Here is a 23,463-nt window from a genome sequence, read left to right on the forward strand (position 1 = left end):
AACCTCACCAAACGCATAACAGGCGAAACCACCCCCACCTGGCGAGGGACGTACTAGGGCATCAAAGGGCAATCCACCTACCTCAAACGCCCTCTTAGACCTCGTTTCCTTTGGCGGTGTGGGTCGTTGTGCTGGGCATGACGAGTCTTGCTGAGCGGTTGGTGCCTGATGAGTTGTGGGAGTTGTTCCGGCGGGTGGTGCCCGAGACGGTGGTGATACGTCCGCAAGGGGGCGGGCGTCGGCGGTCGGGGGACCGTGAGTGTCTGGCGGCGATCGTGTTCGTGGCGACGTCGGGCTGCACGTGGCGGCAGGTTCCGCCGGTGTTCGGGCCGGCCTGGTCGACCGTCTACCGGCGTTTCGCCCGCTGGAGCGCGGACCGCGTCTGGGCCCGCCTCCACCGGGTGATCCTGGACGAACTCGGTGCCCAGGGACGCCTGGACTGGTCCCGCTTCGCCATCGACTCGGTGAGTGTCCGGGCTCTCAAAGGGGGCTCCTGACAGGACCGAATCCGACCGACCGTGGCAAGAACGGATCGAAGATCCATCTCGTCACCGACCGGTCGGGCCTGCCGGTCGCGGTCGCCATCTCCGCGGCCAACACCCACGACAGCCTCGCTCTTCAGCCGCTCGTCGCCTCCATACCGCCGGTCCGCAGTCGCCGCGGACCGCGCCGCAGACGCCCGGACAAGCTCCACGGTGACAAGGGCTACGACTATCCCCACCTGCGGCGATGGCTCCGCGGCCGGGGAATCACACCACGGATCGCCCGGCGTGGTGTGGAGAACTCACAGCGTCTGGGACGCCACCGATGGGCCGTCGAGCGGACCATGTCCCGGCTCTCCGGCTGCCGCCGGCTCCACCGCCGCTACGAACGCAAGCCCGAACACTTCCTCGCCTTCACAGCCATCGCCACCAGCCTCATCAACTACCGACGACTCACCAAGTGAAACGACGTCTTACAGAACCTGCAGGTCAGCAGGGGTGATCCAGGACATGGGAGCGATCGGGTCCAGCGCGGACGACGCGCTCGCGGAGTCCTTCAACGCGACCTACAAACGCGAGACTCTCCAGGGCAGAAAGGTCTGGCCCAGCGAGCGCGAGGCCCGCCTCGACGCCCTCCGGTGGCTGAACCGCTACAACACCCGACGACGTCACTCCCGCCTCTGACACCGCAGCCCCATCGCCTACGAGACAGCACTCCGCACAACATCAACTGCGCTGGCCGAAGCCGCATAACCCGTGTCCAGGATTCGGGGTCAAGGCCCCCACGGCGGTGGCCACAAGGTCCTCGGCGGCCAGGCCGGCCGCAGGAACCGTGCCAACGCCGTACAGCTGCATGCGCACGGCCGTCGACTACTACTCCGCCTTCCCTGCTCGGAGAGCCTCGCCAACGAAAAGACAGAGACCGCTCACTCGTTCTCGACCCGGGCGCAGGCGTTCTTCACCTCCGGCAGGCATCACCGTCGAAGGCGTCCTGACCGGCAACGACTCCTGCTACCGCTCCCGCGATGGGGGCGACGTCCTGGCAGCGGCCGGGACCGCCCGCGAACGAACCCGGTCCTACCGGCCCCAGACAAACGGCAAGGTCGAACGCCTCAACCGCACCCTGTCCTCCCAGGACGGACCGTCTAGTCCTTCCAGGAGAGGCCTTTGCGTAGGCCCTTGAGGAGGAGGTGGTGAGGGGGCCGCGGGATGAGACGTCTCTTTTCGCCGGATCTGTAGCAGCACAGCGCGGCGATGGAGGTCCGGCGGCGGGACCTGCCACGCACGCGCCTCACGGGAGTGTGCCCGCGCTGGCCACAGGTCCGGGTGACCGGCGGCGTCCTCGAGGACGATCCGGGCACCGGACGCCGCCGCGAGTCTTTACCCGGGGCCACACCTCCTTCTTCCACAGCTCCACCGCGTGCTCATCACGCTCGAGTGCTCTGCGGGCGGGGTGCCTGCCAGGACGCGCCGTGCCGTTTTCAGCGGCCGGGACACCGCCGCCACCGGCAGGCTCACTCGCAGACGGCGGCGGAGCACCGTGTGGACCCGGGTCGGAGTCCATTGTTCGTCCTCGAAGCCGTGCGCCGACGGATCCTGGCCGAGTTCTCCTCCAGCACGGTGAACCGGGCCTCAGTGACCATCGGGGAGTTGGCCGGCCGAGCGCAGGGCTTCAATACCGCCTTTGCACCAGACACGGCGCCAGCGTTCCACCGACCGCACACTCACCCGCAGGTCCGGTCCCGCAGTCTTCTCACCCGCCGCGAAGCGTTGCCCGGCCTGCAACCAGACCCTCACGAAACGCCCGGCGCTCAGCGGTCAGGCCTCCACCCTCCGGATACCGCATCCCACCGGCATAACCGCAAGGATCTAAACCGCACCATCCGATGGCAACCCGGAAACCTCAGTGCTTCACGACACTCCGCAAACGCCACCGCTTCGGGTTCTGCCGTGCTCTTGCGGAGGAGTGCAGGTGCTGGCACACGCGATGTCGAGGCGGCTTTGTGGGCATCAGTGCGGTTCGCTCTGAGGGCGCCTGCGGGCGTAGAGGCGGCTGACGGGTTCAGCCGTTAGGCCATGCAGCAGGATGCTGGTCATGACAGTGATCACTATTACCTGAAAGACAAAACCACCTTCCGCCTCACGCAGTTCGATCGAAGCGAGGATCCCGAAGACCACAGATGTAATTCCGCGCGGCCCCATCCAGCCGAGGAACAGCCGGTCGCTCCACACGAGGTCGGTGCCGGCCAGTGCAACCACCACTGGCACCAAGCGAACCAGGGTGACCGCTAGCAGAGCGTAGAGAATGACGGACAAGTTAAAGCCGTTCCGGAATTGGTCGTTGATAATCTGACCGAAAAGAAACCAAAGCGCGAGAGTCAGCAGGATGACTACATCATCGGTCGTGTTGTATGCACTCTCAGTGAGGTGACGCATCGCCGGCGCGATGCAGACACCGGCTACAAACGCGGCAACGAAACCGTTGCCGTTTAAAGCCGCGGACAACGTGTACGCAGCGATGGGCACGCTCAGCACAGCGAGTCCCGTCGCAGGGCGCTGCATCCAGCCCTTCACGCAGGAGCGCCACAGCAGCCATCCAGCGACACCGCCGATAAGTGACCCGGCTGCGATGGCCCACGCTACTGACTTCATGGCGTCTAGGGCGACAGCGGCGTAGCTCATCTCGGCTGTGTGAGGCTCGGCGGCGGCGACGCAGAGCAGGAATACGGGTGCAATTACCCCGTCGTTTAGTCCCCCTTCGACGTTGAGCACCCGCCGCAAGCGGGCCGGAATGCGCTTGTCCCGCACGACGGCCGCCGTGGGGGCTAGGTCAAGCGGGATAATGACCGTCGCCAGCGTCGCGAGAACCCATCCCGGCTGACCCGGAAAGAGTGCGAGCGCGATCGCGAAGGCGGCGCCCAGGGTAAGGGGCAGCGCGACGACAAGGAGGCGGGCGGCGACTGCCCGCTCCCGGCGGATGACCCCTGCGGGCACCTCAATCGCGTCGACGAATAGCAGGAGGGCGAGGACAACCTCTACCGCGTGCTCGAAGCCCGCCATGTCCCCAAAGTCGAAGGCGAGCGGCGGGTTCGAGCCGCTGGTGAGGGCGATTCCTGCGATTATCATGGAAATCGGCGCGGTGATGCTCCATCGGGCGAGTCGGTGTGCCAGGGTGCACCAGGCGAACAGGATGCTGGCGATGACTGTGACGGCGAGCAAAACCATCCGCGCTTTCGAAAAGGCCCGAGCGGAGCAGGACAGGCCTGCGACCGCTCCTGGCGAGTGGGCCGACGGCGTGGCCAGCGCGTCGGCGATCGAGTGGGGCGCCGGATTACCGATATCCGGCTCCATGCTTGCTGGGTGCGGTCACCCAGGAGAGTCAAGAACGTCCCTGAAATCGTCGGCATATTCGGGGGACGCCCCAAATCCCAGCTGCGGAGGCTGTAGACGCCACGGGAACCGCCCAGAACATCGGCGGATACCTCAGAAGTTTCACTCGCCTCGCCAGAGGAGCCGATGTCCTGGATACGGCGAGAGGTCACAATGCGCTCCTCAAAGACGGAGATGCCGGTGGCGGCAGGCTACGCGCGCCGCACAGAAGTTGCGCCCATTAAGAAGGGCGCGGTCACCCGCATGGCCCCATCCCCTGATCTTCGCCGCTAGGAGTCCCGGCCTTCAGGCCGGGCGGGAAGTGATCCCGGAAGCGGCGCCCCGCTGCAGGAGCCCGCGAAGTACGGGGCGCCCAGACCACCGAGCCCGTCCCGGTGTGGTGGATACAGCTGGTGTATTCGGCTACAAGTAGCGGGACCTGACGCCTTTCAGGCTGTTGACCAGTTTGGGCAGAGCGGTCTTCGGCGGGTAGTGCACGAGCAGGTGCACGTGGTCGCCCTCGTGGCCGAACTCGCGCAGCTCGGCCACGGGCGTCCCGCCTGACCGCTTCGCAGCGGGTCAGCATGACGTCATCGAAACACCCTCGGAAGCCTCCTTCGCCTCCTTCGCCGGTGTCTCGCGTCGCTCCTCGTACGGGCTGACCAGCCGTCACTCACGCCCGGATCCGTGGCGGCTCGGTGACCGTCTTCTCCGACGACAATGTCAGGGCGGCCGCGTCCCTGGGGCGGCCTCGCGTTGTGGATACGCTGACACTGGATCTGCTTGATCCGGAGGAAGCGAGAAGACCGCCGATGGCGTTGTAGGACCACTCGGAGGAGATCAGGGCCGATGCGGTGGCCCTGTACGAGTCCACACCCGGGGCGACGCACAAGAGCATCGCCGCTGACCTGGGGGATCAACCGGCCAACCCTGCGCGAGGGGGGCTGCGGGACCGCGACCGCCGTGGCCTCACCGCCGCGGCTGCGAAGCCGGCTGCCCAGGCCCGGAAGGTGACACTGTCCGCTGATCCCAGCGAGCGGGTCCGTCATCTGGAGGCGCAGGTGGCCGCACTTGAGGCAAGTGAGCGCAAGCCCGCCACCGCAAGGCGGCCAGGTATCTCGCCGGAGGGACGAAATGGTGACCATTCGCTTCCAGTTCCCTGACGGCCACCGGGACACCTACGAGGTGAAGCGGCTCTGCCAGGTCCTGGACGTGAATCGGTCCAGCTCCCACAAGTGGTTCGCCGACGCCCAAGCGCGGGCCGCCCGGCAGTACAAGACCGGGTCCTGGCCCAGGAGATCCGTGAGATCCACGGCGAGCCCGGCGGCTGCTACGGCTACCCGCACGTGACGGGCTGAGCTCGGGCGGCGGGTCAACGAGAAGCGGGTCGCCTGAATACGGCGGACGTTCTCCATCACCGGCATGCGCCTGCGCACCACGGTCCCGGACCCGGCCACCTCACCGGTCCCGGACCTGTGCCAGCGGGATTTCACGGCCACCTGGGCGGGGCGCAGGTACATGGGCAGCATCACGTATCTTCCGCTCACGGACGGGGCGTTCCTCTATTTCGCGACCGTGCTGGACTACTTCAGCCGCATGGTCGACGGCTGGTCCACGGCCGGCCACAGCTCAGGCTCTGGCCGCCAACGCACTGCGGATGGCCGCTTCGGCCCGAGGCGGCCTGGACGGCGCAGTCTTCCACTCCGACTATGGTGTCCAGTACGGATCCCGGGCCTTCGCCGGCCTCTGCGACCAGCTCGGGGTGGCCCTGGTCGACGGGCGCGGTCGGCACCAGTGCCGACAACGCGGCCTGCGAGAGTTTCCCACGCGTCCCTGAAACGCGAGATCCTCCAGAGCGCCCACGACTACGGCGACGCCGACGCCTGTCGCAGTACCGTCTTCGCCCGGCTGACCCGCTACAACACCCGCCGTCGGCACTCTGCTACTGAGGTTGTAGGCGTCATGTCGTGATGGTGAGGCCGGTCGCGCCGAGGCAGCCGTCGAGCGTCGCTTCGGTACTGGATCTGGCGAAGACCGGGTCGTAGTCGGCGGATGAGGTCGTCGGGGTCGACGAAGGCGGTGTTGGCCTGGCTGGTCCGGCGGAGTACCGGCCAAATGCCCTCGACGGGGTTGAGGTCGGGTGCGTAGGGCGGCAGGTGGTAGGCCACGACCTATTCATGGGCGTCGATGAACTCGCGCATCCGCCGGTCTTTGTGGACGTTCAAGTAGTCCCAGATGAGAACGATCGGCCCGCCGGGCTGCTGGTGGGCTGCGATGAGGAGGTCGCGGTACTCGGTCCAGGCGAAGCTCTTGCGGCCGTCGCTCTTGTGATCGGTCTGCCGTTTGGGCCGGTAGATCAGGCGGGAGCGTTCGCCCGGTTTGCAGCAGCACTGGGCCGCGATGGAGAAGCGGCGCTGGGAACGGCCACGGACCCGGATGACGGGTGTGGTGCCGCGCTGGCTCCAGGTGCGGGAGGGCCGGCGGCGTCATCGAGAAGCCGGCCTCGTCTTCGAAGACGATCCAGGCCCGAGAGCCGCCGCGGTGGTTCCAGGTGCGGCCACACCTCCTTCACTCAGTCGGCCACGGCCTCCATGTCACGCTCGACGGCACGGCGGGCCGGCACCTGGTGGCTCCAGCCGTGCCTGCGCAGCATCTGCGAGATGCCCGACAGCGTCATGCTGTTATGGAACCGCCGTCCGATCAGCGTCTTGATCCGGGCCAGCGTCCACCTCTGGTCCGGCTAGCTGTGCCAACCGGTCCCTTGGCCAACTCCTGTGGAGCACGGCGAACAACGCCTCGCTCATCTTCGGACGGGACGCCGGGCCGCGGGACCGGACCCCGACCTGACCGGCTGCCTTCCAGGCCTGCCGCTACCGCTGGACCGACCGGACACTGACCCGTAACTCTCTGGCGATCTCCGTACTGCCCCGCCCATCGACGAACAGTGCAACCGCTTCCATCCGGATCCGCTCGCGGAACGCTTGCCTCTCCGCGGTCAGACCCCCACCCTGCGGATACCTCATACACCTGGCATACCGCGACGATCACCAACCGTCAGCCCCCTGCGACAAGACGACTTCAAGGTCAGTAGCCGCCCTGAAGGCCAGAGGAGTAGCCAATCGCTGCTCAGATGCACCCCGATCGGAGGAGGGCTGTGTCGGCTCCCTATAGGGGGTCTGTGCTCCTCCGATCAATGATGCATCGAGGAGCGAGAGCGCTGACGGACACGCGGCGCAGTCTCTTGGCGCCAGTGAAACAGACCTTGGCTGCTCCCACTTGGGGCTGACGGGCACGGAGCGGCACATTGTCGGGTCAGGGGTTTGGGCCGGGGGCGGAGCCGCAGTGAGCACCGACTCGATCGGGGACACATTCGTGGCGACAACTACGGGGAGGCAACACTAGTTCCACCGCGATGTAGGTCGATTGGAGGGATGTCGCGTCCGTCCAGTTTCAGATACAAAGAAGAAGGGGGCTGCCGAGTGGTTGCGATATTGATGCCAGGGGCAGGCCGCAAGCTACAATCAGACAGGGAGACACAATGGCAAGCGTATACGATAGTCCGCCCAGCCGCCTTTTGCAGGCATTAAGCGGTATGCAGCGACTGCAGGTAGAGTTGCGCAGTGTGCAGCACCAGATGTCGTGTCGAGAATTTGTTGCAACCTCAGCCGGAGGCGCCGTGGTGGCCAGAGTTAACGGCCTGATCGGCTTGACCGATTTGCGGATCAATCGCGCGGCAGTTAGCGATGCGGCTCTTTCCCAAGAGATTCTTTCCGCCATACGGAAGGCTTCGACTGCAGCCACGGCGGCCCACTCGGAGTTGCTCGCTCCAATTCATCGCGAGCTTGCCGAGCTGCAGCGGACGGCGCTCTCTCTAGGGGTGTAGCGCAGGTATGCAACACAGTTCCGTAGTCTAAGACCAGCTGTGCTTGCTTTCATCGCTGACGCCCTGCTCCCTGAACTTCCGAGACTGACTCTTGGTCCTCCACGCAGTGGAGTCGAGCGCTCACGAGTGGTCGCGCATCGGCTCCTGGCTTGACTTCTGGCACCGGGTGATGTCCTCTGATTGGAGGACCCCCGCGGTTACATATCGGTGTGGTCACCGTTGTTGGATGCGGATGCGGACGCGGGGAAAGGCAGGCGGCAGAACAGACTGCCCAGGCTCGTCGTCGAGCTGCTGGCGGCAGCGGAGACCGGGCGAAAGAAGAAATCTCGGTAGCGACGGCCACTGTGCATGATGTGGCCCCTCCGCTCCTGACATAACACTATTCGTTGATGATTTGAGGGGACTGAGTCGAGGTGACACAACCGAAGAAGGTCACTGTAGTGGTGGCGGACGATCACCCGATCTACCGGGAAGGCATCGCGCGAAGCCTCAACCTCAGCGGGCAGGTTGAAATTATGTCTGAGACAGAGGACGGCGCCGCTGCGCTCGAGGCGATCGTCAAGGAGGATCCAGACGTTGCGGTAATCGACTATCGGCTGCCGCGTCTCAATGGCCTGGACATAGTGCATGCTGTTTCGCGTGACAAGCTGCGAACGCGGGTCTTGCTCCTCTCGGCTGTGACAGACAGTTCAGTCGTGTTCAAGGCCATGCAAGAGGGCGCTGCCGGCTACCTGTCTAAGGATGCTCAGAGGGCCGAGATACTGGACGCGGTACTAAGGATAGCTAAAGGTCACACCGTGATCCCTCCGGAGCTAGCTGGCCATCTTGCAAGCGAGATAAGAATGCGAGCAAAGAGTGACACGCCAATTCTAACCGAGCGTGAAAGGCAGGTTTTGCGTGCTTTCGCGCAGGGTGACAGTGTCCCTAAGATTGCGCGCGACCTGTTCATCAGTACTAGCACGGTCAAGACCCACGTGCAGCGTCTTTACGAGAAGCTTGGTGTATCGGATCGTGCGGCCGCGGTTGCCGTAGCTATGCGTGGTGGGATGCTGGAATAGAGAACGTGCTGGAGTGGGTTGCAGAGCGCCTGTATGTGCAGCCTGGCACGCTAAACTTTATTCCAACCCCGCGAACGCTGTAGAGATACCGAGGGCGAGCCGCAGACTCTCCGAGCCTGCGGCGCAACCACGAGAGATGCACATCGATTGTCTTTGCGGTGCTTCCAAAGGCATTTCCCCATACATGGCTGATCAGCTCCTGCTTGCTCACGACCCGACCGGCGTGACGGGCAAGGTAGGATAGCAGGCTAAATTCCTTTGGGCGAAGATTGAGATGTCGGCCATTGAGAGTGGCGCAATGAGCGCGCATGTCAATGTGAAGATCACCAACTGTGAGTTCCGCCGGTTCGCCTGTCGGCTCGCAAGCTGACAGTGTTGACTTGATAACAGCAGCCGCTAGGTCTGCTGAGAACGGCGTTCGCATATACCCATTTGCGCCCGCCCCGAGGCCTGCGACCACCTGCCGCTCAGTTCCACACGCAATGACTGGCACAGGGCCAGCAGATTTCAGCATTTTCAAGACGGCGAGAGAGCTGCAGTCCTGCAAAGCGAGGTCGAGGAGGATGACTTGCGGGTTTCCTGTCAGGGCTAGCGTGATCCCTTCAGATCCTGTGTGTGCCACTCGAACTTCGTGGCGCTGCCCTTCAAGGAATGTGGCGAGTCGAGAGCTCTCCGAGACGTCGTGATCTATAAGAAGCAGCTGCGCCACGCTGTCTTCCTCCCTCATAATAATCGCACCTAGCAGTGGACACTCCATCTGAGCAGAGAAAGTCCTCCTTATCCATGTGCGAAAGGATGCACTATGATCTCGAGCTGGGCGACCCGTATGGAGGAGGCCATTTGCTCCTGTTGGCTCGACCGATCTCCGGGTTTGGTGCTGGGTGCTGGGCGGAGGGGGCACTAGCCCGAGTAGACCCACCTCTTCATCCTCTTGATGGACACTCTCCGGGCTCCAGGAGAGTCCGCTTGCAGGATGGCAGGCAACTACCGTATGAGAGATGCTGGCTACTGACCCCCAACAGATTACTAGGGTGGGGAGTAGCTGTCGCAACAGGCGTACCCATGATGGGTGCGTCCTGTGGACGTTTAGCAGTTCCCCTCGAGATGGTTGACCTAACATGCCCGGCACAGATCGATATCACCGCGGAGGAGGAGTCGGCCTTACAGCAGGCGACTCTATATTGCACGACACCGGAGGAATCGGCCGACTAATTCAACGCGCATTGAGAGAAGCCAAAAGATCTCAATGCCGTTATCGAGTGGGGGCCATCTTGGTGGGCGGACGACGGATTATTTCCTGCTCTCCTAATATTCCAAGGAACCGCCCGACTATCGATTTCCGGCATGCAACATTTCATGCCGAAGAGGCCGCCCTGCGCAGAGTGCGGGATGCGGCGGGTCTGTCCATTTACATCGGCCGTCTCAACGCTTTCGGCGGGTCTGCTCTGGCGCGCCCTTGTGCGCGGTGTCAGCAAGCCCTTCTAGCCGCCGGTGTGAGCCGCGCCTTCTATAGCACCAACACCTCAGCGGTCGGTTGTCTCTACCTCCGCAGCTGAAGAGGGCGTGGCATTCTTCTATGCCCGGCCTGCCGGGAAGTCGACGACGCGCGGGCCGCTTTCCCCTGAGTGAGCCTCTTTCATCCTGAATAGTCGCAGGTCAGTAGTACGTGGATGGCTTGGACGGTGCGGCTGGTTCGGCGGGGGGAGGAGCGTGCTCTGCGCATGATGTGCCAGGACTTGAGTCGGGCGAAGGCGCGTTCGCCGGGTGCTTGGAGTCGAGCGTGGTCGCGGTTGAACTGCTGGTAGCGCTCGGGCTGTTCGCTGTGGTGGTAGTACGGGGTGCGGAAGGTGGCGCCGGCGCCCTGGTAGGCGCGGTCCGCGGGGACGAGGATCTGCCGGGTCAGGCAGGCCTGAACGATGCCGTGGGCGCGGGCTGAGGTCAGGTCATGTGTGCGGCCGGGTGTCGCGCGGGAGAACCACAGGGGTGTGCCGTCCGGGCGGGCGATGACCTGCACGTTCATGCCGTGCTTCTTGTGTTTCTGCGAGTAGTACGGCTGATCGGCGCGGACGCGGTCGGTGGGGATCCGTGTGCCGTCAACGATGACGTGGTCGCCCTCACCGAGGCCGGTGAGGGCTTCGTGGAGGCCTGGTGCCCAGGAAGCCAGCACCTCCAGGGCCTCGTCCACGTAGCGCCAGGCGGTGGCCTGCGATATCGCGAACCCGGCGCCGAGCTGGGCAAACGTCTCGTTCTTGCGTAGGTGGACCAGCGTGAGCAGTGAGCATTTTCAGAGTGGCCACCGATCGGGTGACGTGAGGCTGGCTGTGGAACGGGCGGAGCCCCAGGGCTGTTGAGCAAGGTGTCTAAGCTCAACTCTTCAGCCTTGGGGCTCCGCTGGTTCCTTATCGTGCCGTACTCGACGTCCCGCATGCGCTCGTGGAGTGGGTCACCATGCTGATCGTCACCCGCGAGGGTGACCGCCGGTGCAAGCTACCGCCGTCCCAGCGTGCCCTGGCCGCGCTGGTGTACCTGCGCAATATCCACACGCTCACACAGATTGCCGCCGGTCTGGGGATCAGCGTGGGCACCGCTCACGCCTGTGTCCAATGTCCTGGGCCCCCTTACGCCGCCGCACCCGGCGTTCAAGCTCGACCCGTTCGTCATCTGTCAGGTTCAGCGGCGCAAGCTTCGGACCAGGACGAGTCATGCATGAACTATAAGCCAACTACCGACTCAGGACACTAGGGGCGGAAGCGCGCATGTCACCGCGAATGCGGACTGCCCGCCCGGTCAGCCGCCGCAGGCGAGGACTCCCGCAACCGTCTGTGCTGCACCGGGGATAGCGGGGTCTCCGAACTTGATCCAGACAGCCTGTTCACCGCGCGGCAGGGAGAAGTGGACGCGGCGCCAGTCCGAGGGGTCCGTGCCGGTGGGGTCGAGGCTGCGGCGCAGCACCTCGCCAGAACCGGCAGAAACCATGAAGTAGACACCCTCACCGCTGCGTTCTGCTTCCGGCGTAAGCAGGAACACAGGCCTACCGTCCCATGTGCCGCTGGAGTTGCGCACCAGCCCGAAATACACATAGGAGTCCGCCTGTTGCTCCAGCGTGCCCGCTGGAGCGGTCGGCAGCGCCGCAGCGGGCGGCGCTGATGCGGCCGCCTGGCCGGCGGGCATGAGGAGAACCGCTACCGCGGACGCGGCCGCTAGGACAGTCCATTTTCTGGCCAACTTACATACTCCTTCGCATACAGGGCGTGACGCAGCGCCGGATGGCTTCGCCGCACCTGGCAATGGTGCACAGTCGCTGCGCCGCAGCAGCTCCGCCCAACGGCCCTACGATCGGACCCGGCTACCGCCGCCCTGCCGCCCCGGTGCGCGAGCGTGCGGGCTACTGCCCCTGCCCTGCGTGTAACAGCCCTTGCAGGTGCAGGAGCGCTCCATTCCTTGATCTTCGCAGGGAATCCCGGCCTCCAGGCCGGGTGGGGATGTGACCCGGGAAGCGGAGGCGCGGAGCGCCGGAGTGCCCTGTGTCTCCGGACGGTGCTGAATGGTGCCCTGCCGCAGGAGCTCACGAAGTAGAAGGTGCCCGGAACACCGAGCCTGTCCCGGTCTGGTTGATGCGGCTGGTGTACCTGCCTTGCAGGTGGCGGGAGCGACGCCTTCCAGGCTGTTGACCAGTTTCGGCAGCGCGGTCTTCGGCGGGTAGTGCACGTGGTTGGCCTCGCCGTTGAACTCGCGCAGCCCGGCCCCGGACTATGTTCACTGCAACGTACGTAGGGGAGGGGATGGGCCGGGTGATTCGTGCGTACCGCAGAACGTCCGTCAGGTTCGGGATGCAGTCGGCGCAGCTGCGGGGAATCCGGGCGTTCGATCCGGAGCGTCACGCCCGCTGGCCGTTCTCCTCCCAGCAGGCGGCGCTTCGTCGGCTGGACAAGGCGCTTGCCGGGCTTCTCCGTCGGGTCAAGTCCCGCGGCAGTACGAGACATTCGCACTTCCGGGGTGTGTACTGGTTCGACACGGTCGACTTCCCCGGGGACGGCGACCGGTGGGATGCCACCCCGCACGACCCCGTCAGCCGGGTCCGTTTCCAGGGGTCGGGCACGCCAGGGTCCACCAGCACCGGCCGGTGGTGGGCAAGGTCAGGACCGTCTCGGTCAAGCGCGAAGGAATGCGCTGGTTGGTCGTCCTGACCGCCGAGCAGTCCGCGCCGGAGCTGCTGCGCGCGACCGGCTCCGTGGTCGGCAATGCGCTGGCGTGGCGGGAGCACTGGCGCAGGCAGGCGGCAGGGGTCCTGGAAGCTGTGCCGGCGGCGGGGGACGGCCCGGGGGCCCCTCCCGGAGTGCAAAGCGCCTGCCGGGATGTCCGTTCAGGGTGTGACAGTCGGCGGTCCGGCAGCGCCGCAGGTCGAAGCCTTGATTCCGTGGCTGACGACAAGTCATTTCTGCCGTGGGCGGCAGAGCCCTCAGCCTGGACGTTTTCCGGAACCGGACGCTCCTGTGATTAGCCTGCTCATCACAGGAGCAGGGGAGTGTCCGGCTGTGCAGTACGGGACTCGGGGAAGCTGCCGCCGAAGAGCCGTACCTGTCCGGCTCTGCTGCGCAGGCGGTGCGCAGGAGGCGGGGGGTGTCTCTACGTCCTTCGGCAAGGACGTGGTGCCGGGTGTGAGGCTGTTTGGGTTGGTCATGCGGCGAGGGCGACGGTGCGGGTTTTGGACTCGTAAAAGGTGCCGTCTCGGCGCGTGGCGAACAGGACGTTGATGCGTTGGCGGGCGAGCGGAGGAGGGCTTGGGTGTGGCATCCCGGAGAAGATGGACCAGGCCGCCAACCGGAAGAACAAAGGCCGCAGGGGGGCCGGCCAGTCACCCACGACGTCGGCCTCTACAAGGAGCGGAACACCGTCGAGCGCCTGATCAACAAGCTGAAAGCCTGGCGAGGTACCGCCACTCGATACGATAAAACGCCTGAGAGCTACCTCGCCGGCCACCACCTGCGCGCCTCGATGATCTGGATCAAAGACCTCACCCGGGCCAGCCCTTGGTCACGACCAAATACGCGCCCCAGCTGTATTGCAGACGGGCGTTGTTGACACTCGGCGGTCTTGATCATGGCGAAGACCTCCGGTGTGGTGGAGGTGTCTAGGACTACACCGCACGGAGGTCTTCGTGTCCCACCGAAATGCCCGGCTGACCGTTCACGGCAGGCGGATCCTGGTCGAACGTGTCCTGGCGGGCCGTCCCGTCGCGCATGTGGCGGCGGAGAGGGGATATCTCGGCCCACGGCCCGCAAATGGGTCCGTCGCTGCGGGCCTGCACGACCGCTCCAGCAGGCCCCGCATGACACCGCACCCCGGCCGCACTGGAGGCCCGGGTTTGACGCCTGCGTCCGACCGCAAACTCGGCCGGCACGGATCGGCCCGATCCTGGGCCTGCCCGCCTCAACCGTGCACCGCATCCTTCTCCGGCACGGCCTGCACCGTCTGGCCTGGCACGACCGGCTCACCGGCGAACCGATCCGCCGCTATGAGCGCGACCGGCCCGGCGACCTGGTCCACGTCGACATCAAGAACTCGGCAACATCCCCGACGGCGGCGGCTGGCGAACCGCCGACCACACTGGCCGGCGATCACAACCGGCAGGCCACCACCCACGAGCGCCGCAGCTGCAAGCCGGTGATCGGCTACAGCTACATCCACTCCGCCGTCGACGACCACTCCCGCCTGGCAACAGCGAAGTCCTGCCCGACGAACGCCAGCACACCGTCGCTGCCTTCTGGCAACGCGCAAACGCCTTCTTCCAGGCTCCCGGCATCACCGTCCAACGCGTCCTGACCGACAACGGCGCCTGCTACAAGTCCAAGCTCTTCACCCAGGGCCTGGTCACGGCCGGCATCGCCCACAAGAAGATCCGCCCCTACCGTCCGCAGACGAACGGCAAGGTCGAACGCTTCAACCGCACGCTCCTGGACGAGTGGGCCTACATCCGGCCCTACACCTCGAACCGCGAGCGGACCGAGGCCCCTGGCAGACTTCCTCCACACCTACAACCACCACCGCTGCCACACCGCACTCGACGGACACCCGCCGATCAGCCGTGTCAACAACGCTGCGGGTCAATACACCTAGTGATCTGGTTTTGAGATCCTGTCGCAGTAGCGGCAGATGCGGTCGAGGATCTGGTCGGCGGTCTTGGTCCATTTGAAGGGCCGGGCGTCGTCGTTCCAGACCTTGATCCAGTTCTCCAGTGCGGCCTTGAGTTCGTCGAGGGAGCAGAACACTCCGCGTTCGAGGCAGCGTCTTTCCAGCTCGGCGAACCAGCGTTCGACCTGGTTGATCCATGACGAGTACGTGGGTGTGAAGTGCAGGTGGAAGCGGGGGTGCGCGAGCAGCCACTGGTGCACCACCGGTGCCTTGTGGGCGGAGAGGTTGTCGCAGATCACGTGGACCGCCAGGCCCGGGTCGGTCTGGCGGTCGATCTCGTCGAGGAAGTCACGGAAGTCCACGGCCCGGTGCTGGGTGGACAGCTTTGTGATCACCTTTCCCGTCGCGGTGTTCAGCGCGGCGAACAGATCGACGGTGCCGTGCCGGACGTAGTCGAAACTCCGCCGCTCAGGGACCCCGGGCAGCATCGGCAGCACCGGCGCGGTGCGCTCCAGGGCCTGGATCTGCGGTTTCTCGTCCACCGCGAAAACCGCCGCGTTCGCCGGCGGGGCGAGATAGAGACCGACGACGTCACGGACCTTGTCGATCAGGAACGGGTCCGGGGAGATCTTGAACGTCTCGGTCCGCCACGGCTGCAGGCCGAAGGCATGCCAGATCCGCAGCACGCTCGCCGGGGAGATCCCCACGACCTTGGCCAGCTCCCGCTTCGACCAGTGCGTCCCGCCCGCCGGTGTCTCCTCCAGGGTGCGGACCACGACCTCTTCCACCTGGGCGTCAGTGATGGTCCGCGGCACCCCGGACCGCGGCTCGTCCGACAGACCGTTCAGACGATCCCGGAGGAACCTCGTCCGCCATCGAGCCACCGTCTTGCGCTCTGTGTTCAGCCTCGCGGCCACCACGGTGTTGTTCCACCCTCGCGCGCACGCCAGCACGATCTGCGCTCGCTGGGCCAGGCCCTGTGCAGTAGAACGACGCCTGGCCCAGCTCTCCAACGTCAGCCGCTCAGCCTCCGACAGCACCGCCGGCCGCAGCCTGTTATCACCCATCTCTTCAGGACACCGGACCGAATCCGGCTCCGTCAGGCAAAGCCCAAGATCTGAAACAGAACACGACTCATGAGGCGAGCCCAGAACTCAATACAGATCACTAGCGGTTCACGATGCTGAGTATCGTGTGATTGCCGGGACGCGCATTTTCACCGTCAAGCTTGAAGGTGTCATAAGGGCTGTCCTGCCATATGCTTGAACCGCCATCGGTCCACGCCCTCGTCCCGTAAGTAATTTCGCGGCCCGCTTCGTCCTCAAAGGTGAGCCTTACCTCAGGCGTATTCCAAGCGAAAGCCGTAACCGCGTAGGTTCCCTTCTCGCCTGCCTCGAGGGTGTCCCCGGCGGCAGGGCGCCACAGGCCGTCCCTGTTCTGAATGGCCTGGTCGTAAGTGAAATGCCAGCCGATCATGCGGTGTTCGGGGCGGACATTCACATCGGTGAGGGTCAGCTTATGGCCCGTCTTATTCGTGAGTTCTACCGTATTGGAAACCAGGCTCTGTGCTTCCGCCCCGTCCTCCGGTCCTGCCTCAGGCAGGGCAGGGCTGGCGGTCGCGGAGGAGGACTCTTCCTTTGAAGCCGTTCCTGCAGCGAAGGCTCCTCCGGAAACGCCTGCGGTGAGACAGCCGGACACAACCGCTACCAGAGCCGCCTTGCGCGCGAAATTCATCTTTCTGGCCCTTTCATGTTCATGGAAGAATGCACTTCTATACTCCGTAATTCCGGTGCTGCCTGATATCCCCCGTCCGGCCTGGAACGTTAGTGATCTGTGTCCGCATACTGGTCTGCGCCTCCTGGGCCGGCTGGGGGATCCGGCCGTAGTCCTGCAGGCGGTGCACGCGGGCACCGAGGAGTACGGGCACCGCGCCCGGCGGCACCTGCGCGGGCGGAAGATAGATGCAGGCCGCTCCCTGGCGCGCTGGCCGGGCTGGGCGGGCAGGGATGTCGCGTCTCCTGCCGTTTTCCTGGCGCGCCGTACAGGCTGCAGCAGCCCGGCTCCGGCAGAGCAGGGTTCCCGGGCGGCTGCCGGCTACACGGAGCTGCGGCGTGCCGTCATCTGCCGGTCCTGTGCCTGGTTCAGGCCGTCCTCGCTGCGGCACCACAGGACGGCGGCCGGTCCGTCGGCCCGGGTCGGCCGCCCGGCGCAAGGGCGCGCCCGCATGTCACCAGATCACCCGCACGGCCATTTCCGGGACCCCCGTCCGCCCTCGGCGTGCGCCAGGGCAGGGCAGAGAAGCACGGATACCTCGCAGGCCAGGTCCGCTGTGATGGGCTGCGGACCTGCGGGGCCCCCTGCGGGCACCCGCTTCCGCCCTGCCGCACCGCGTACAGAAGGACGGGCAGGGCTTGCGGTTCATCTGCTGTCCTGCCGGACACGGGCCGCGCCCCCCTGTTACGGAGGCGGAGCCAGCTGCGCAACAGGGGCCCCGAACTTCCCAGCTCACGGCTGCAAGGACAGAGACGAGATACCTCTCCTAACTTGCCAAGGCCCGCCACGCTCGGCCGTCTTGCCGCGCTATGGCGCAGTCAGCTCTTCGACGCCGCCTTCAGTGCGCACATGGCCGGGGCGGCGGCCGACGGTTGTCCTCTTCTTCTGAGGACGCCGGGGTGCCTGCTGCTCGGGGACCAGTGTTGGTGTGCCGCGGCCTGTTGCGGCGGCGTCCGGGTCTACGGCTCCCTTGGCACGGTGGGGGCGGCTACGGTCCCCAGAAGGCGTCCTCGCGAGCCTGGTCGGTGGAGAACAGCCATACCTCAATAATCTTCCCGTCTTTGATGCGGAGGAGGTCGACACCGTCCATGGCCATTGTCACCTCGCCGCGGCGGCCGGCGAAGCGGATGGCGGCGGTGACCAGGTCACCGTTGGTCATGAATGCACCGGCCGTGCCGACAGCGAAGGTGCCCTGGCTAGCCTCCATCATCCCGCGGAGCATGGCGAAGACCGCCTCACGGCCTAGGTGATCGCCGGAGAACCGGTTGGAGCCCGGCTGGTGCCAGATGACCTCCTCATCGAGGAGCCTTCCCACCGTCTGCATATCGCCGTTCTGGACAGCCTGGAAGTACTCGCGGGCAGTATTAATACCGGTACCGGTCATCGACTCACCTTTCTGTTCACTGCAGGACTGGTCACATTTGCGCAGACAGCAGGCTGGCACGGGCGTACTGCCCTGCTGTGGCACTGTTCACGTGTTCTCTTCGCAGCTCGAGATGTGAACCCCCGGGCCGGCTGCGCAGGGGAAGCGGCCACTCACGGGGAGAGTGCCCGCTGGTGGTGGTGCTGTCCCCGGCCGCCGCGGAGCAGACGGGCCGGGCAGCAGTGTGAGGGCTGACGCCGGTCCACGGGCTGCGCGGGCACCCTGCAGCGCGATGCCCGGCTGCCTGGCGGGCTCGCAGCTGGACGCGGCATGCTGCCGCCCCCTCGTGCAGGGGTGCATGGCGGGTGCGGCCGGAGAGCACTGGCTTCGTTACAGTCCGGCCCGGCCGTGTCCTGGGTCGCCCCCCTTTCTGTATCGAGGGCACCCGGAGCGCTGGAGAGCACCATCGGCGTCAGGCGGGGCCGGAACGCGGTCTGCAGCCCGTAGCCGGGCCCGCGCCTGGCAGCCGGGCAAGGGGCGCAGGGACACCAGGCTTCCGCCTGGACGTCTTGCCCTGCCGCTCGTGCCTGCGGGGGTACCGTCTGCGCGGGACCCCGCCTGCTGCAGTGCAGACCGCCGCGTGGGCGAGGAGATGCCTGGCTTGTCACCACCCCGCTGGCCAGGACATGTCCCCTGACGGCTGCCTGGATCAGGACCGCGTGTGAGGGCTCGACCGGCCCTGTCCTGGCGCCGAATGAAGCCGCTTTGCGGACCATCTGCCGGAGCGCCGCGCGCTGCGCCGGCCGGGACTGAGGCAGCCTGGGGAGCCGCTGGCCGGGCGGCCCCATGGATGTCCGCGCCCGTCAGCGACAGGAGCTTCTCCCCCTGTCACCGCTACCGGGCGGCGGGCGCTTCGACCTGCGCCACCGCGTGGGTGCCGGCCAGGGTCCTGTGGGATGCCACCAACTCGGCGGAAGCGTCTCGTCGAGTTTTATCTGATATTGCATAGTAGTCCATTTGGGCATGCGCTTCAGTAACGTCAAGAATGGCGTACCCATGGGAGTCCATGTCAAGCCACTTGACATGACTATTGGAAGATCTGATCGCGGCGTTGGCGAGCAGTGAAACAGAATGGGCCGGGACATGGAGAGTGTCGTCCAAGTTGTCAGCCGTTACCGATGTCACTACGAATTCGGTGGCAACTGACGGAGAAACGGGATACGTTGCCGCGTCCAGCGGGACATCATTCGCCCAGGCCATGTGGATGTCGCCTGTGAGGAAGACAGTATTGCTGACACCTTGCCCGGAAATATGTGCAAGCAGTTCCCTGCGGTCACTAGTGTAGCCGTCCCACTGGTCAGTGTTGACTGCGAGTCCGTCTTTCGGCAGCCCCAGCATCTCGACAATGGGGGAAAGCAGCCTGGCGGGCAGGGAGCCAAAAGCAACTGGGGATATCATTACCGATGTCCCTACGAACTTCCATAGCGCTTTAGAATCAGAAAGGCTGCTCTTCAGCCAGTCGAGCTGGGCGCGCCCCGTGATGGTCCGCCCGGGCTGGTCAACTGTTCCGCTCCCCGTGGACGCCTGCTGTGAACGGAATGAGCGCAGATCCAGCAGGTTGAGGTCGGCGAGCTTCCCGAATCGCAGTTTACGGTAGACGGTCCCCGCAATAGAGGGCCGGACAGGCATCCATTCGAAGTAGGCCTGCTTCGCGGCACTTACGCGCGCTGCCCAGTCCCCGGCTTCTTCGGGCGTATGATCTATCGCGCCACCCGACCAGGCGTCGTCAGCAAACTCATGGTCATCCCATATCGCTACCACTGCATGGGCCCGGTGCAGTGCCTGCAGGTCCGGGTCTGTTTTGTACTTGGCATGCCTGGCCCGGTAGTCGGCGAGTGTGGTGATTTCATGAACGGGAGCATGCTTTCGCACGACGTCTGCAGTCTCAGGGTAAACGCCGGATGCGTATTCGTAGATGTAGTCGCCGAGATGGACAACTGCATCGAGGTCGTTACAGGCAGCTATATGCCGGTATGCGGAGAAATAGCCGGCCTCCCAGTTGGCGCAGGACACTACGCCGAACCGCAGAGGTGTGCTGCTCTCGTAAAGCGGTGCCGTTCGGGTCTGCCCGACGGGTGACTGTACTGCGCCAACTACGAAGCGGTAAAAGTATGTGGTTGAGTGCTGCAATCCCCGCACGTCGACTTTGACAGTGTGGTCCGCGGCCGGAGTGGCTTTGACCACACCCGTGGCCGCTACCGGCTGGAATGCCGCATTGCGTGATATTTCCCACGCAACATTTACTTCTGGGCCGATGCCGGACCCGGCGCTCGCCGCTGCGGTCGGTGTAATCCGGGTCCACAGGAGAACTCCGTCTGGCAGCGGGTCTCCAGACGCAACCCCATGTAGGAATGCTGGCGCTTCTTCTGCAAACGAGGGGGAACCTTGAATGACGGTACTGAAAAGGCTGGTGGCGGCTGCCGCCTTAACAATTGTCCGGCGGCGAGGCGAGAACGGCACATCTTGCGAAGTCATGGCAACAGGCTAGGCAGCGGTACCCGTATCTCCGCTCTCATCACTCCTGATCATCCACTTTTCAGTCGGTTGCACCCTGCCAGCCTCCCCTCCATCTCGCTACCGTAGGAGGTTGCGCACCTCTTCGAGTGTCGTTTTTGAGCACATTAGTCAATTTCCTACTCGACCCAGGGACGTATCAAGGCCTCGCCAAGTCGGTCGGCAGCGTCGTGGTTGTGCTGGAGGTACAGAAATTGCTGGCGCGGGGGTGGGCTTGGGTGCCGCTTGCTGTCCGCTCGTGCGTTCGTAGACGCTCCTGGTGGCAGTGGTCTGGACTAGGGCCAGGGGCGTGAGATGTGAGGGGACGCGCGGGCGGCGCCCGTCCTGCCTACTGTGGCCGGCTTCTGTCGCCGACAGCCTGGTGAGCTGGCTGGGGGGATGCGCCGAAGCGGGTAGCAGGGCCTGAACGGGTGCTGCGGGGCGCGTGTGCTGCACTGTCTGCGGTGCGGGCCGCGGGGCCGGATCCCTGCTCGCGGTCGGCGGCTTCGCTGTCCCCGGCCGCCCTGGCATGCGGATGCGCGCGCCCCCCTGACGTCTGCGCCTGCGCCAGTGCAGAAGCGGCCGGGGGTGCGCTCGGCCGCTTCGGGGGTGCAGTGCGCCGGCCGTGTGCGGGACGTCCGGGGCGCGGTGCGTTCGTGCTGGAGAGGACGAAGCGGAACACCGTCACGGCTGCTGCGTGAGCTGACCCCATTGTGGACCGGGCGGATTCGCGTGATCGTCGCAACGTTGCAGGGTTCATGGTGTCAGGGCGGCGGTGAATGCCTGTGCCGGGGTCTGCCAGCCGAGGGTCTTGCGGGGTCGGTTATTGAGCCTGTCCTCGATCATCCGGAGGTCCTCGGGAGTGTGCAGGGAGAGGTTCGTGCGCTTGGGCAGGTACTGGCGGATGAGTCCGTTCGTGTTCTCGTTCGTGCTGCGCTGCCAGGGGCTGCCGGGGTGAGCGAAGAAGACGCCGTCGGTGAAGTGCGGGGCGAGTCCGTGATGGCGGGCCATCTCTGAGCCCTGGTCCCAGGTGAGCGTCTGGCGGGCGTGTTCGGGCAGGGTGCTGGTGAAGGCCGTGATGAGTGCGTCGCGGAGCTGTCCGGCCGAATGCCCGTAGGGCAGGGCGATCAGGCGGAGGTAGCGGGTGCGGCGGTCGACGAGGGTGGTTACCGCGGACTGGCTGCGGGGACCGACGATGAGGTCTCCCTCTCAGTCGCCCAGGCGTGTCCGCAGTTCGACGGCCGGCGGCCGGCGGTCGATCAGGACGGGTGGGGCAATGAAGCGGGCGGCCCGCTGATCGGAGCGTCTGCGTCGTTTGCGCAGGGACCGGCTGGTGCGGAGTCGCTTGGTCAAAGTCCTGCTCAGGCCACCTCTGATGCCTTGGTAGAGGGAGCGATAGGTGGTCTCGTGGCACAGGTGTCTCTCGGCTGTCCGGGCTAGAGGACACGAAGGTGTGCGGCGATCTGTTCGGGACTCCAGTCGAGATTGAGCTTGTCCTGGACCTCGGCCTTCAGCTCCAAATCGGCCGCCAGCTTCACTCGCCGCGGCCGTCGGAACCGCTCCCGGGACCGCTGGTGGGCCAGGTCGGCGTCGTAGACGCCGTTGTCATGACGACGGCTGTTGCGGCGCACCTCGCGGCTGACCGTCGACGGTGCCCGTCCGAGCCGCCCGGCTATCTCACGGACGCCCAGGCCGCGTTCGCGCAGTGTGGCGATCCGCTTGCGTTCCAGCAGCGAGAGATAGCGGTCCGAGCGCCTCCGGAAGATGAGCCGGCGGGACTCCGCCGCTCTCCTCCCTCCACCGGTAGCCGGTCTTCCTGCCAATCCCAAGCTGCCTGCACGCCTCGACCGTGCCCATACCCGACGCCAGCAGACGCCAGTACTCGGCCACAAGGTCCAGCCTGCGCTTCTTGCCCCGCCTCGCCATCAGCACACCCATCACTCTCAAAGAGTGTTGCGACAAGCGTTAGAACCCAAGAGTCGGGGGTCGGTCTTCGAGAACCCGCGACACCGACTGAGCCGGCTGCCGGAGTGTCCCGTGAACAGGGCTCCAGGCCCAGCCGTGCTGTTCCAGCAGCCGCGGCACCGTCGCTGCCGTGCTGGATCGCCGTTCGCAGACTGCGGGGGCTTTCCTGTACCGGTCAGCCGGGTTTGCGCAGAAGGGCAATGTTCTCCGTGACAGTGACGAGCTGGTATCCGTGCTGGAGGAGTTCCTCTGCCCGCGCATGCTGGCCCGGGGGAGGGACGGGCCAGGAGTCGTCGAGGTTGATGAGGGCGTACTGGGGCTGGTGCCGGGTCAGCGGCCAGGTGTAGACGCGTGTGCGGTGGGCCAGATGGGGGGCGAGGCTGTTGGTGGCTTCCACGGTGGCGCCGTCGGGAATTTCCCGCAGCAAGTCGTGGGCAGCGCGGGCCTGAGGGCTCGTCCCAAATGCTTTTACGGGGTGGAGGAGGAAGCTCTGCAGGGGGCCCGCAGCGGACAGGGGAGCCGCTGCGATGAGGAAGGCAGCAGCGGTGTGCTGGCCAAGGCCGCGGACAGCGGCGCGTGTGCTGCGCGCCCACTTGGGCCGGGCGTCCAGCGCGGCAGCAAAGAGGACGGGCATGACTGCCAGGCTGTAATGCAGTCCCGTTCCCCAGTGCAGAGGGTTTTCGCCGGCCAAGCGTACCGCAAGGTTAGGCAGCGCGATCAGAGCAAGGGGTGACCGCAGAGCGAGCCCGCCGGTGAGGCCTGCGGTGAGGACCAGGGTGGTGATCTTCTCCTCGGGCCGCAACAGCATCGCAAGCCCGCCGAGCAGGCTCCCCTCCCCTCCGGCGGGAATGTGGGGGTAGACACCAAGAGGGTTTACAGCGGGGA

The 23,463-nt window shown here is 65.4% G+C and carries 18 protein-coding genes and 7 pseudogenes; 8 read left to right on the forward strand and 17 right to left on the reverse strand.

What is annotated here, in order from left to right:
* Nucleotides 1-131 precede the first annotated feature (131 nt).
* Nucleotides 132-946, forward strand: a protein-coding gene (locus tag ACFZBD_RS32665) for an IS5 family transposase (RefSeq protein ID WP_391146879.1) whose coding sequence is annotated in 2 segments (ribosomal slippage) — nucleotides 132-492 and nucleotides 492-946 — 816 coding nt in all. Because the reading frame shifts where the segments join, the coding sequence is not laid out codon by codon here.
* 19 nt (nucleotides 947-965) lie between these two features.
* Nucleotides 966-1,166: pseudogene (locus ACFZBD_RS32670) on the forward strand (integrase core domain-containing protein); the annotation flags it as partial.
* 1,326 nt (nucleotides 1,167-2,492) lie between these two features.
* Here ACFZBD_RS32670 and ACFZBD_RS32675 read toward each other — a convergent pair.
* The 5 genes and pseudogenes from ACFZBD_RS32675 to ACFZBD_RS32695 all read right to left on the reverse strand — a co-directional run bounded on the left by ACFZBD_RS32675 (nucleotide 2,493) and on the right by ACFZBD_RS32695 (nucleotide 6,874).
* Nucleotides 2,493-3,833, reverse strand: a complete 1,341-nt coding sequence (locus ACFZBD_RS32675; protein WP_391146827.1) for a cation:proton antiporter — start codon at nucleotides 3,831-3,833, stop codon at nucleotides 2,493-2,495.
* A gap of 444 nt (nucleotides 3,834-4,277) precedes the next feature.
* Nucleotides 4,278-4,458, reverse strand: a pseudogene (locus tag ACFZBD_RS32680) (transposase); the annotation flags it as partial.
* Nucleotides 4,459-5,811: 1,353 nt separating this feature from the next.
* Nucleotides 5,812-6,341: pseudogene (locus tag ACFZBD_RS32685) on the reverse strand (transposase).
* A gap of 82 nt (nucleotides 6,342-6,423) precedes the next feature.
* On the reverse strand, nucleotides 6,424-6,528 hold the full coding sequence (locus ACFZBD_RS32690) for a winged helix-turn-helix domain-containing protein (protein ID WP_391146829.1): 105 nt from the start codon (nucleotides 6,526-6,528) through the stop codon (nucleotides 6,424-6,426).
* Between the two features lie 193 nt (nucleotides 6,529-6,721).
* Nucleotides 6,722-6,874, reverse strand: a complete 153-nt coding sequence (locus tag ACFZBD_RS32695) for a helix-turn-helix domain-containing protein (RefSeq protein ID WP_391146831.1) — start codon at nucleotides 6,872-6,874, stop codon at nucleotides 6,722-6,724.
* A 515-nt stretch (nucleotides 6,875-7,389) separates the two neighbouring features.
* On the opposite strand from ACFZBD_RS32695, the gene ACFZBD_RS32700 reads away from it, so the two are divergent.
* Together ACFZBD_RS32700 and ACFZBD_RS32705 are read left to right on the forward strand one after the other, a co-directional pair.
* Nucleotides 7,390-7,734 (forward strand): YbaB/EbfC family nucleoid-associated protein, encoded by a 345-nt coding sequence (locus tag ACFZBD_RS32700; protein ID WP_391146833.1) that lies wholly within the window; start codon nucleotides 7,390-7,392, stop codon nucleotides 7,732-7,734.
* A 413-nt stretch (nucleotides 7,735-8,147) separates the two neighbouring features.
* A complete protein-coding gene (locus tag ACFZBD_RS32705) occupies nucleotides 8,148-8,792 on the forward strand; it encodes a response regulator (protein ID WP_391146837.1) in 645 nt (214 codons plus the stop codon).
* Here ACFZBD_RS32705 and ACFZBD_RS32710 read toward each other — a convergent pair.
* Nucleotides 8,767-9,912: a winged helix-turn-helix domain-containing protein gene (locus ACFZBD_RS32710; protein ID WP_391146882.1), complete on the reverse strand. Its 1,146-nt coding sequence runs from the start codon at nucleotides 9,910-9,912 to the stop codon at nucleotides 8,767-8,769. The genes ACFZBD_RS32705 and ACFZBD_RS32710 overlap by 26 nt on opposite strands.
* On the opposite strand from ACFZBD_RS32710, the gene ACFZBD_RS32715 reads away from it, so the two are divergent.
* A complete protein-coding gene (locus ACFZBD_RS32715) occupies nucleotides 9,911-10,348 on the forward strand; it encodes a hypothetical protein (protein ID WP_391146839.1) in 438 nt (145 codons plus the stop codon). The genes ACFZBD_RS32710 and ACFZBD_RS32715 overlap by 2 nt on opposite strands.
* 80 nt (nucleotides 10,349-10,428) lie before the next feature.
* On the opposite strand, the pseudogene ACFZBD_RS32720 reads toward ACFZBD_RS32715, so the two are convergent.
* Nucleotides 10,429-11,070, reverse strand: a pseudogene (locus ACFZBD_RS32720) (transposase family protein); the annotation flags it as partial.
* A gap of 113 nt (nucleotides 11,071-11,183) precedes the next feature.
* Between ACFZBD_RS32720 and ACFZBD_RS32725 the strand changes: the two are divergent.
* Nucleotides 11,184-11,393 (forward strand): annotated as a pseudogene (locus ACFZBD_RS32725) (transposase family protein); the annotation flags it as partial.
* Between the two features lie 186 nt (nucleotides 11,394-11,579).
* On the opposite strand, the gene ACFZBD_RS32730 reads toward ACFZBD_RS32725, so the two are convergent.
* A complete protein-coding gene (locus tag ACFZBD_RS32730; protein WP_391146842.1) occupies nucleotides 11,580-11,963 on the reverse strand; it encodes a hypothetical protein in 384 nt (127 codons plus the stop codon).
* A 638-nt stretch (nucleotides 11,964-12,601) separates the two neighbouring features.
* Between ACFZBD_RS32730 and ACFZBD_RS32735 the strand changes: the two are divergent.
* Nucleotides 12,602-13,032: pseudogene (locus tag ACFZBD_RS32735) on the forward strand (RNA-guided endonuclease TnpB family protein); the annotation flags it as partial.
* 437 nt (nucleotides 13,033-13,469) lie between these two features.
* Here the strand turns inward: ACFZBD_RS32735 and ACFZBD_RS32740 are convergent.
* The gene (locus ACFZBD_RS32740) at nucleotides 13,470-13,772 is read right to left on the reverse strand and encodes a hypothetical protein (protein WP_391146892.1); all 303 of its coding nucleotides are present in this window, start codon (nucleotides 13,770-13,772) and stop codon (nucleotides 13,470-13,472) included.
* A gap of 178 nt (nucleotides 13,773-13,950) precedes the next feature.
* Between ACFZBD_RS32740 and ACFZBD_RS32745 the strand changes: the two are divergent.
* Nucleotides 13,951-14,909, forward strand: a pseudogene (locus ACFZBD_RS32745) (IS481 family transposase).
* Here the strand turns inward: ACFZBD_RS32745 and ACFZBD_RS32750 are convergent.
* From ACFZBD_RS32750 to ACFZBD_RS32785, 8 genes are all read right to left on the reverse strand, one after another.
* Nucleotides 14,906-15,991 carry an IS630 family transposase gene (locus ACFZBD_RS32750; RefSeq protein WP_391146844.1) on the reverse strand — a complete coding sequence of 362 codons (1,086 nt, stop codon included), beginning with the start codon at nucleotides 15,989-15,991 and terminating at the stop codon, nucleotides 14,906-14,908. The pseudogene ACFZBD_RS32745 and the gene ACFZBD_RS32750 sit on opposite strands and share 4 nt — an antisense overlap.
* 100 nt (nucleotides 15,992-16,091) lie before the next feature.
* A complete protein-coding gene (locus ACFZBD_RS32755; protein WP_391146846.1) occupies nucleotides 16,092-16,658 on the reverse strand; it encodes a hypothetical protein in 567 nt (188 codons plus the stop codon).
* 1,027 nt (nucleotides 16,659-17,685) lie between these two features.
* Nucleotides 17,686-18,081 (reverse strand): nuclear transport factor 2 family protein, encoded by a 396-nt coding sequence (locus ACFZBD_RS32760; protein WP_391146847.1) that lies wholly within the window; start codon nucleotides 18,079-18,081, stop codon nucleotides 17,686-17,688.
* An 873-nt stretch (nucleotides 18,082-18,954) separates the two neighbouring features.
* On the reverse strand, nucleotides 18,955-20,595 hold the full coding sequence (locus ACFZBD_RS32765; RefSeq protein ID WP_391146849.1) for an alkaline phosphatase D family protein: 1,641 nt from the start codon (nucleotides 20,593-20,595) through the stop codon (nucleotides 18,955-18,957).
* 774 nt (nucleotides 20,596-21,369) lie between these two features.
* A complete protein-coding gene (locus ACFZBD_RS32770) occupies nucleotides 21,370-21,810 on the reverse strand; it encodes an IS30 family transposase (protein ID WP_391146884.1) in 441 nt (146 codons plus the stop codon).
* A gap of 239 nt (nucleotides 21,811-22,049) precedes the next feature.
* On the reverse strand, nucleotides 22,050-22,379 hold the full coding sequence (locus tag ACFZBD_RS32775) for a helix-turn-helix domain-containing protein (protein ID WP_391146886.1): 330 nt from the start codon (nucleotides 22,377-22,379) through the stop codon (nucleotides 22,050-22,052).
* Nucleotides 22,291-22,551, reverse strand: a complete 261-nt coding sequence (locus tag ACFZBD_RS32780) for a helix-turn-helix domain-containing protein (RefSeq protein WP_391146888.1) — start codon at nucleotides 22,549-22,551, stop codon at nucleotides 22,291-22,293. Before ACFZBD_RS32780 ends, ACFZBD_RS32775 begins: the two co-directional genes overlap by 89 nt.
* A gap of 202 nt (nucleotides 22,552-22,753) precedes the next feature.
* Nucleotides 22,754-23,386: a DUF2079 domain-containing protein gene (locus ACFZBD_RS32785; RefSeq protein WP_391146850.1), complete on the reverse strand. Its 633-nt coding sequence runs from the start codon at nucleotides 23,384-23,386 to the stop codon at nucleotides 22,754-22,756.
* Nucleotides 23,387-23,463: the final 77 nt, after the last annotated feature.

This window comes from Streptomyces sp. NPDC008121, from assembly GCF_042957155.1.
Taxonomy (GTDB): domain Bacteria; phylum Actinomycetota; class Actinomycetes; order Streptomycetales; family Streptomycetaceae; genus Streptomyces.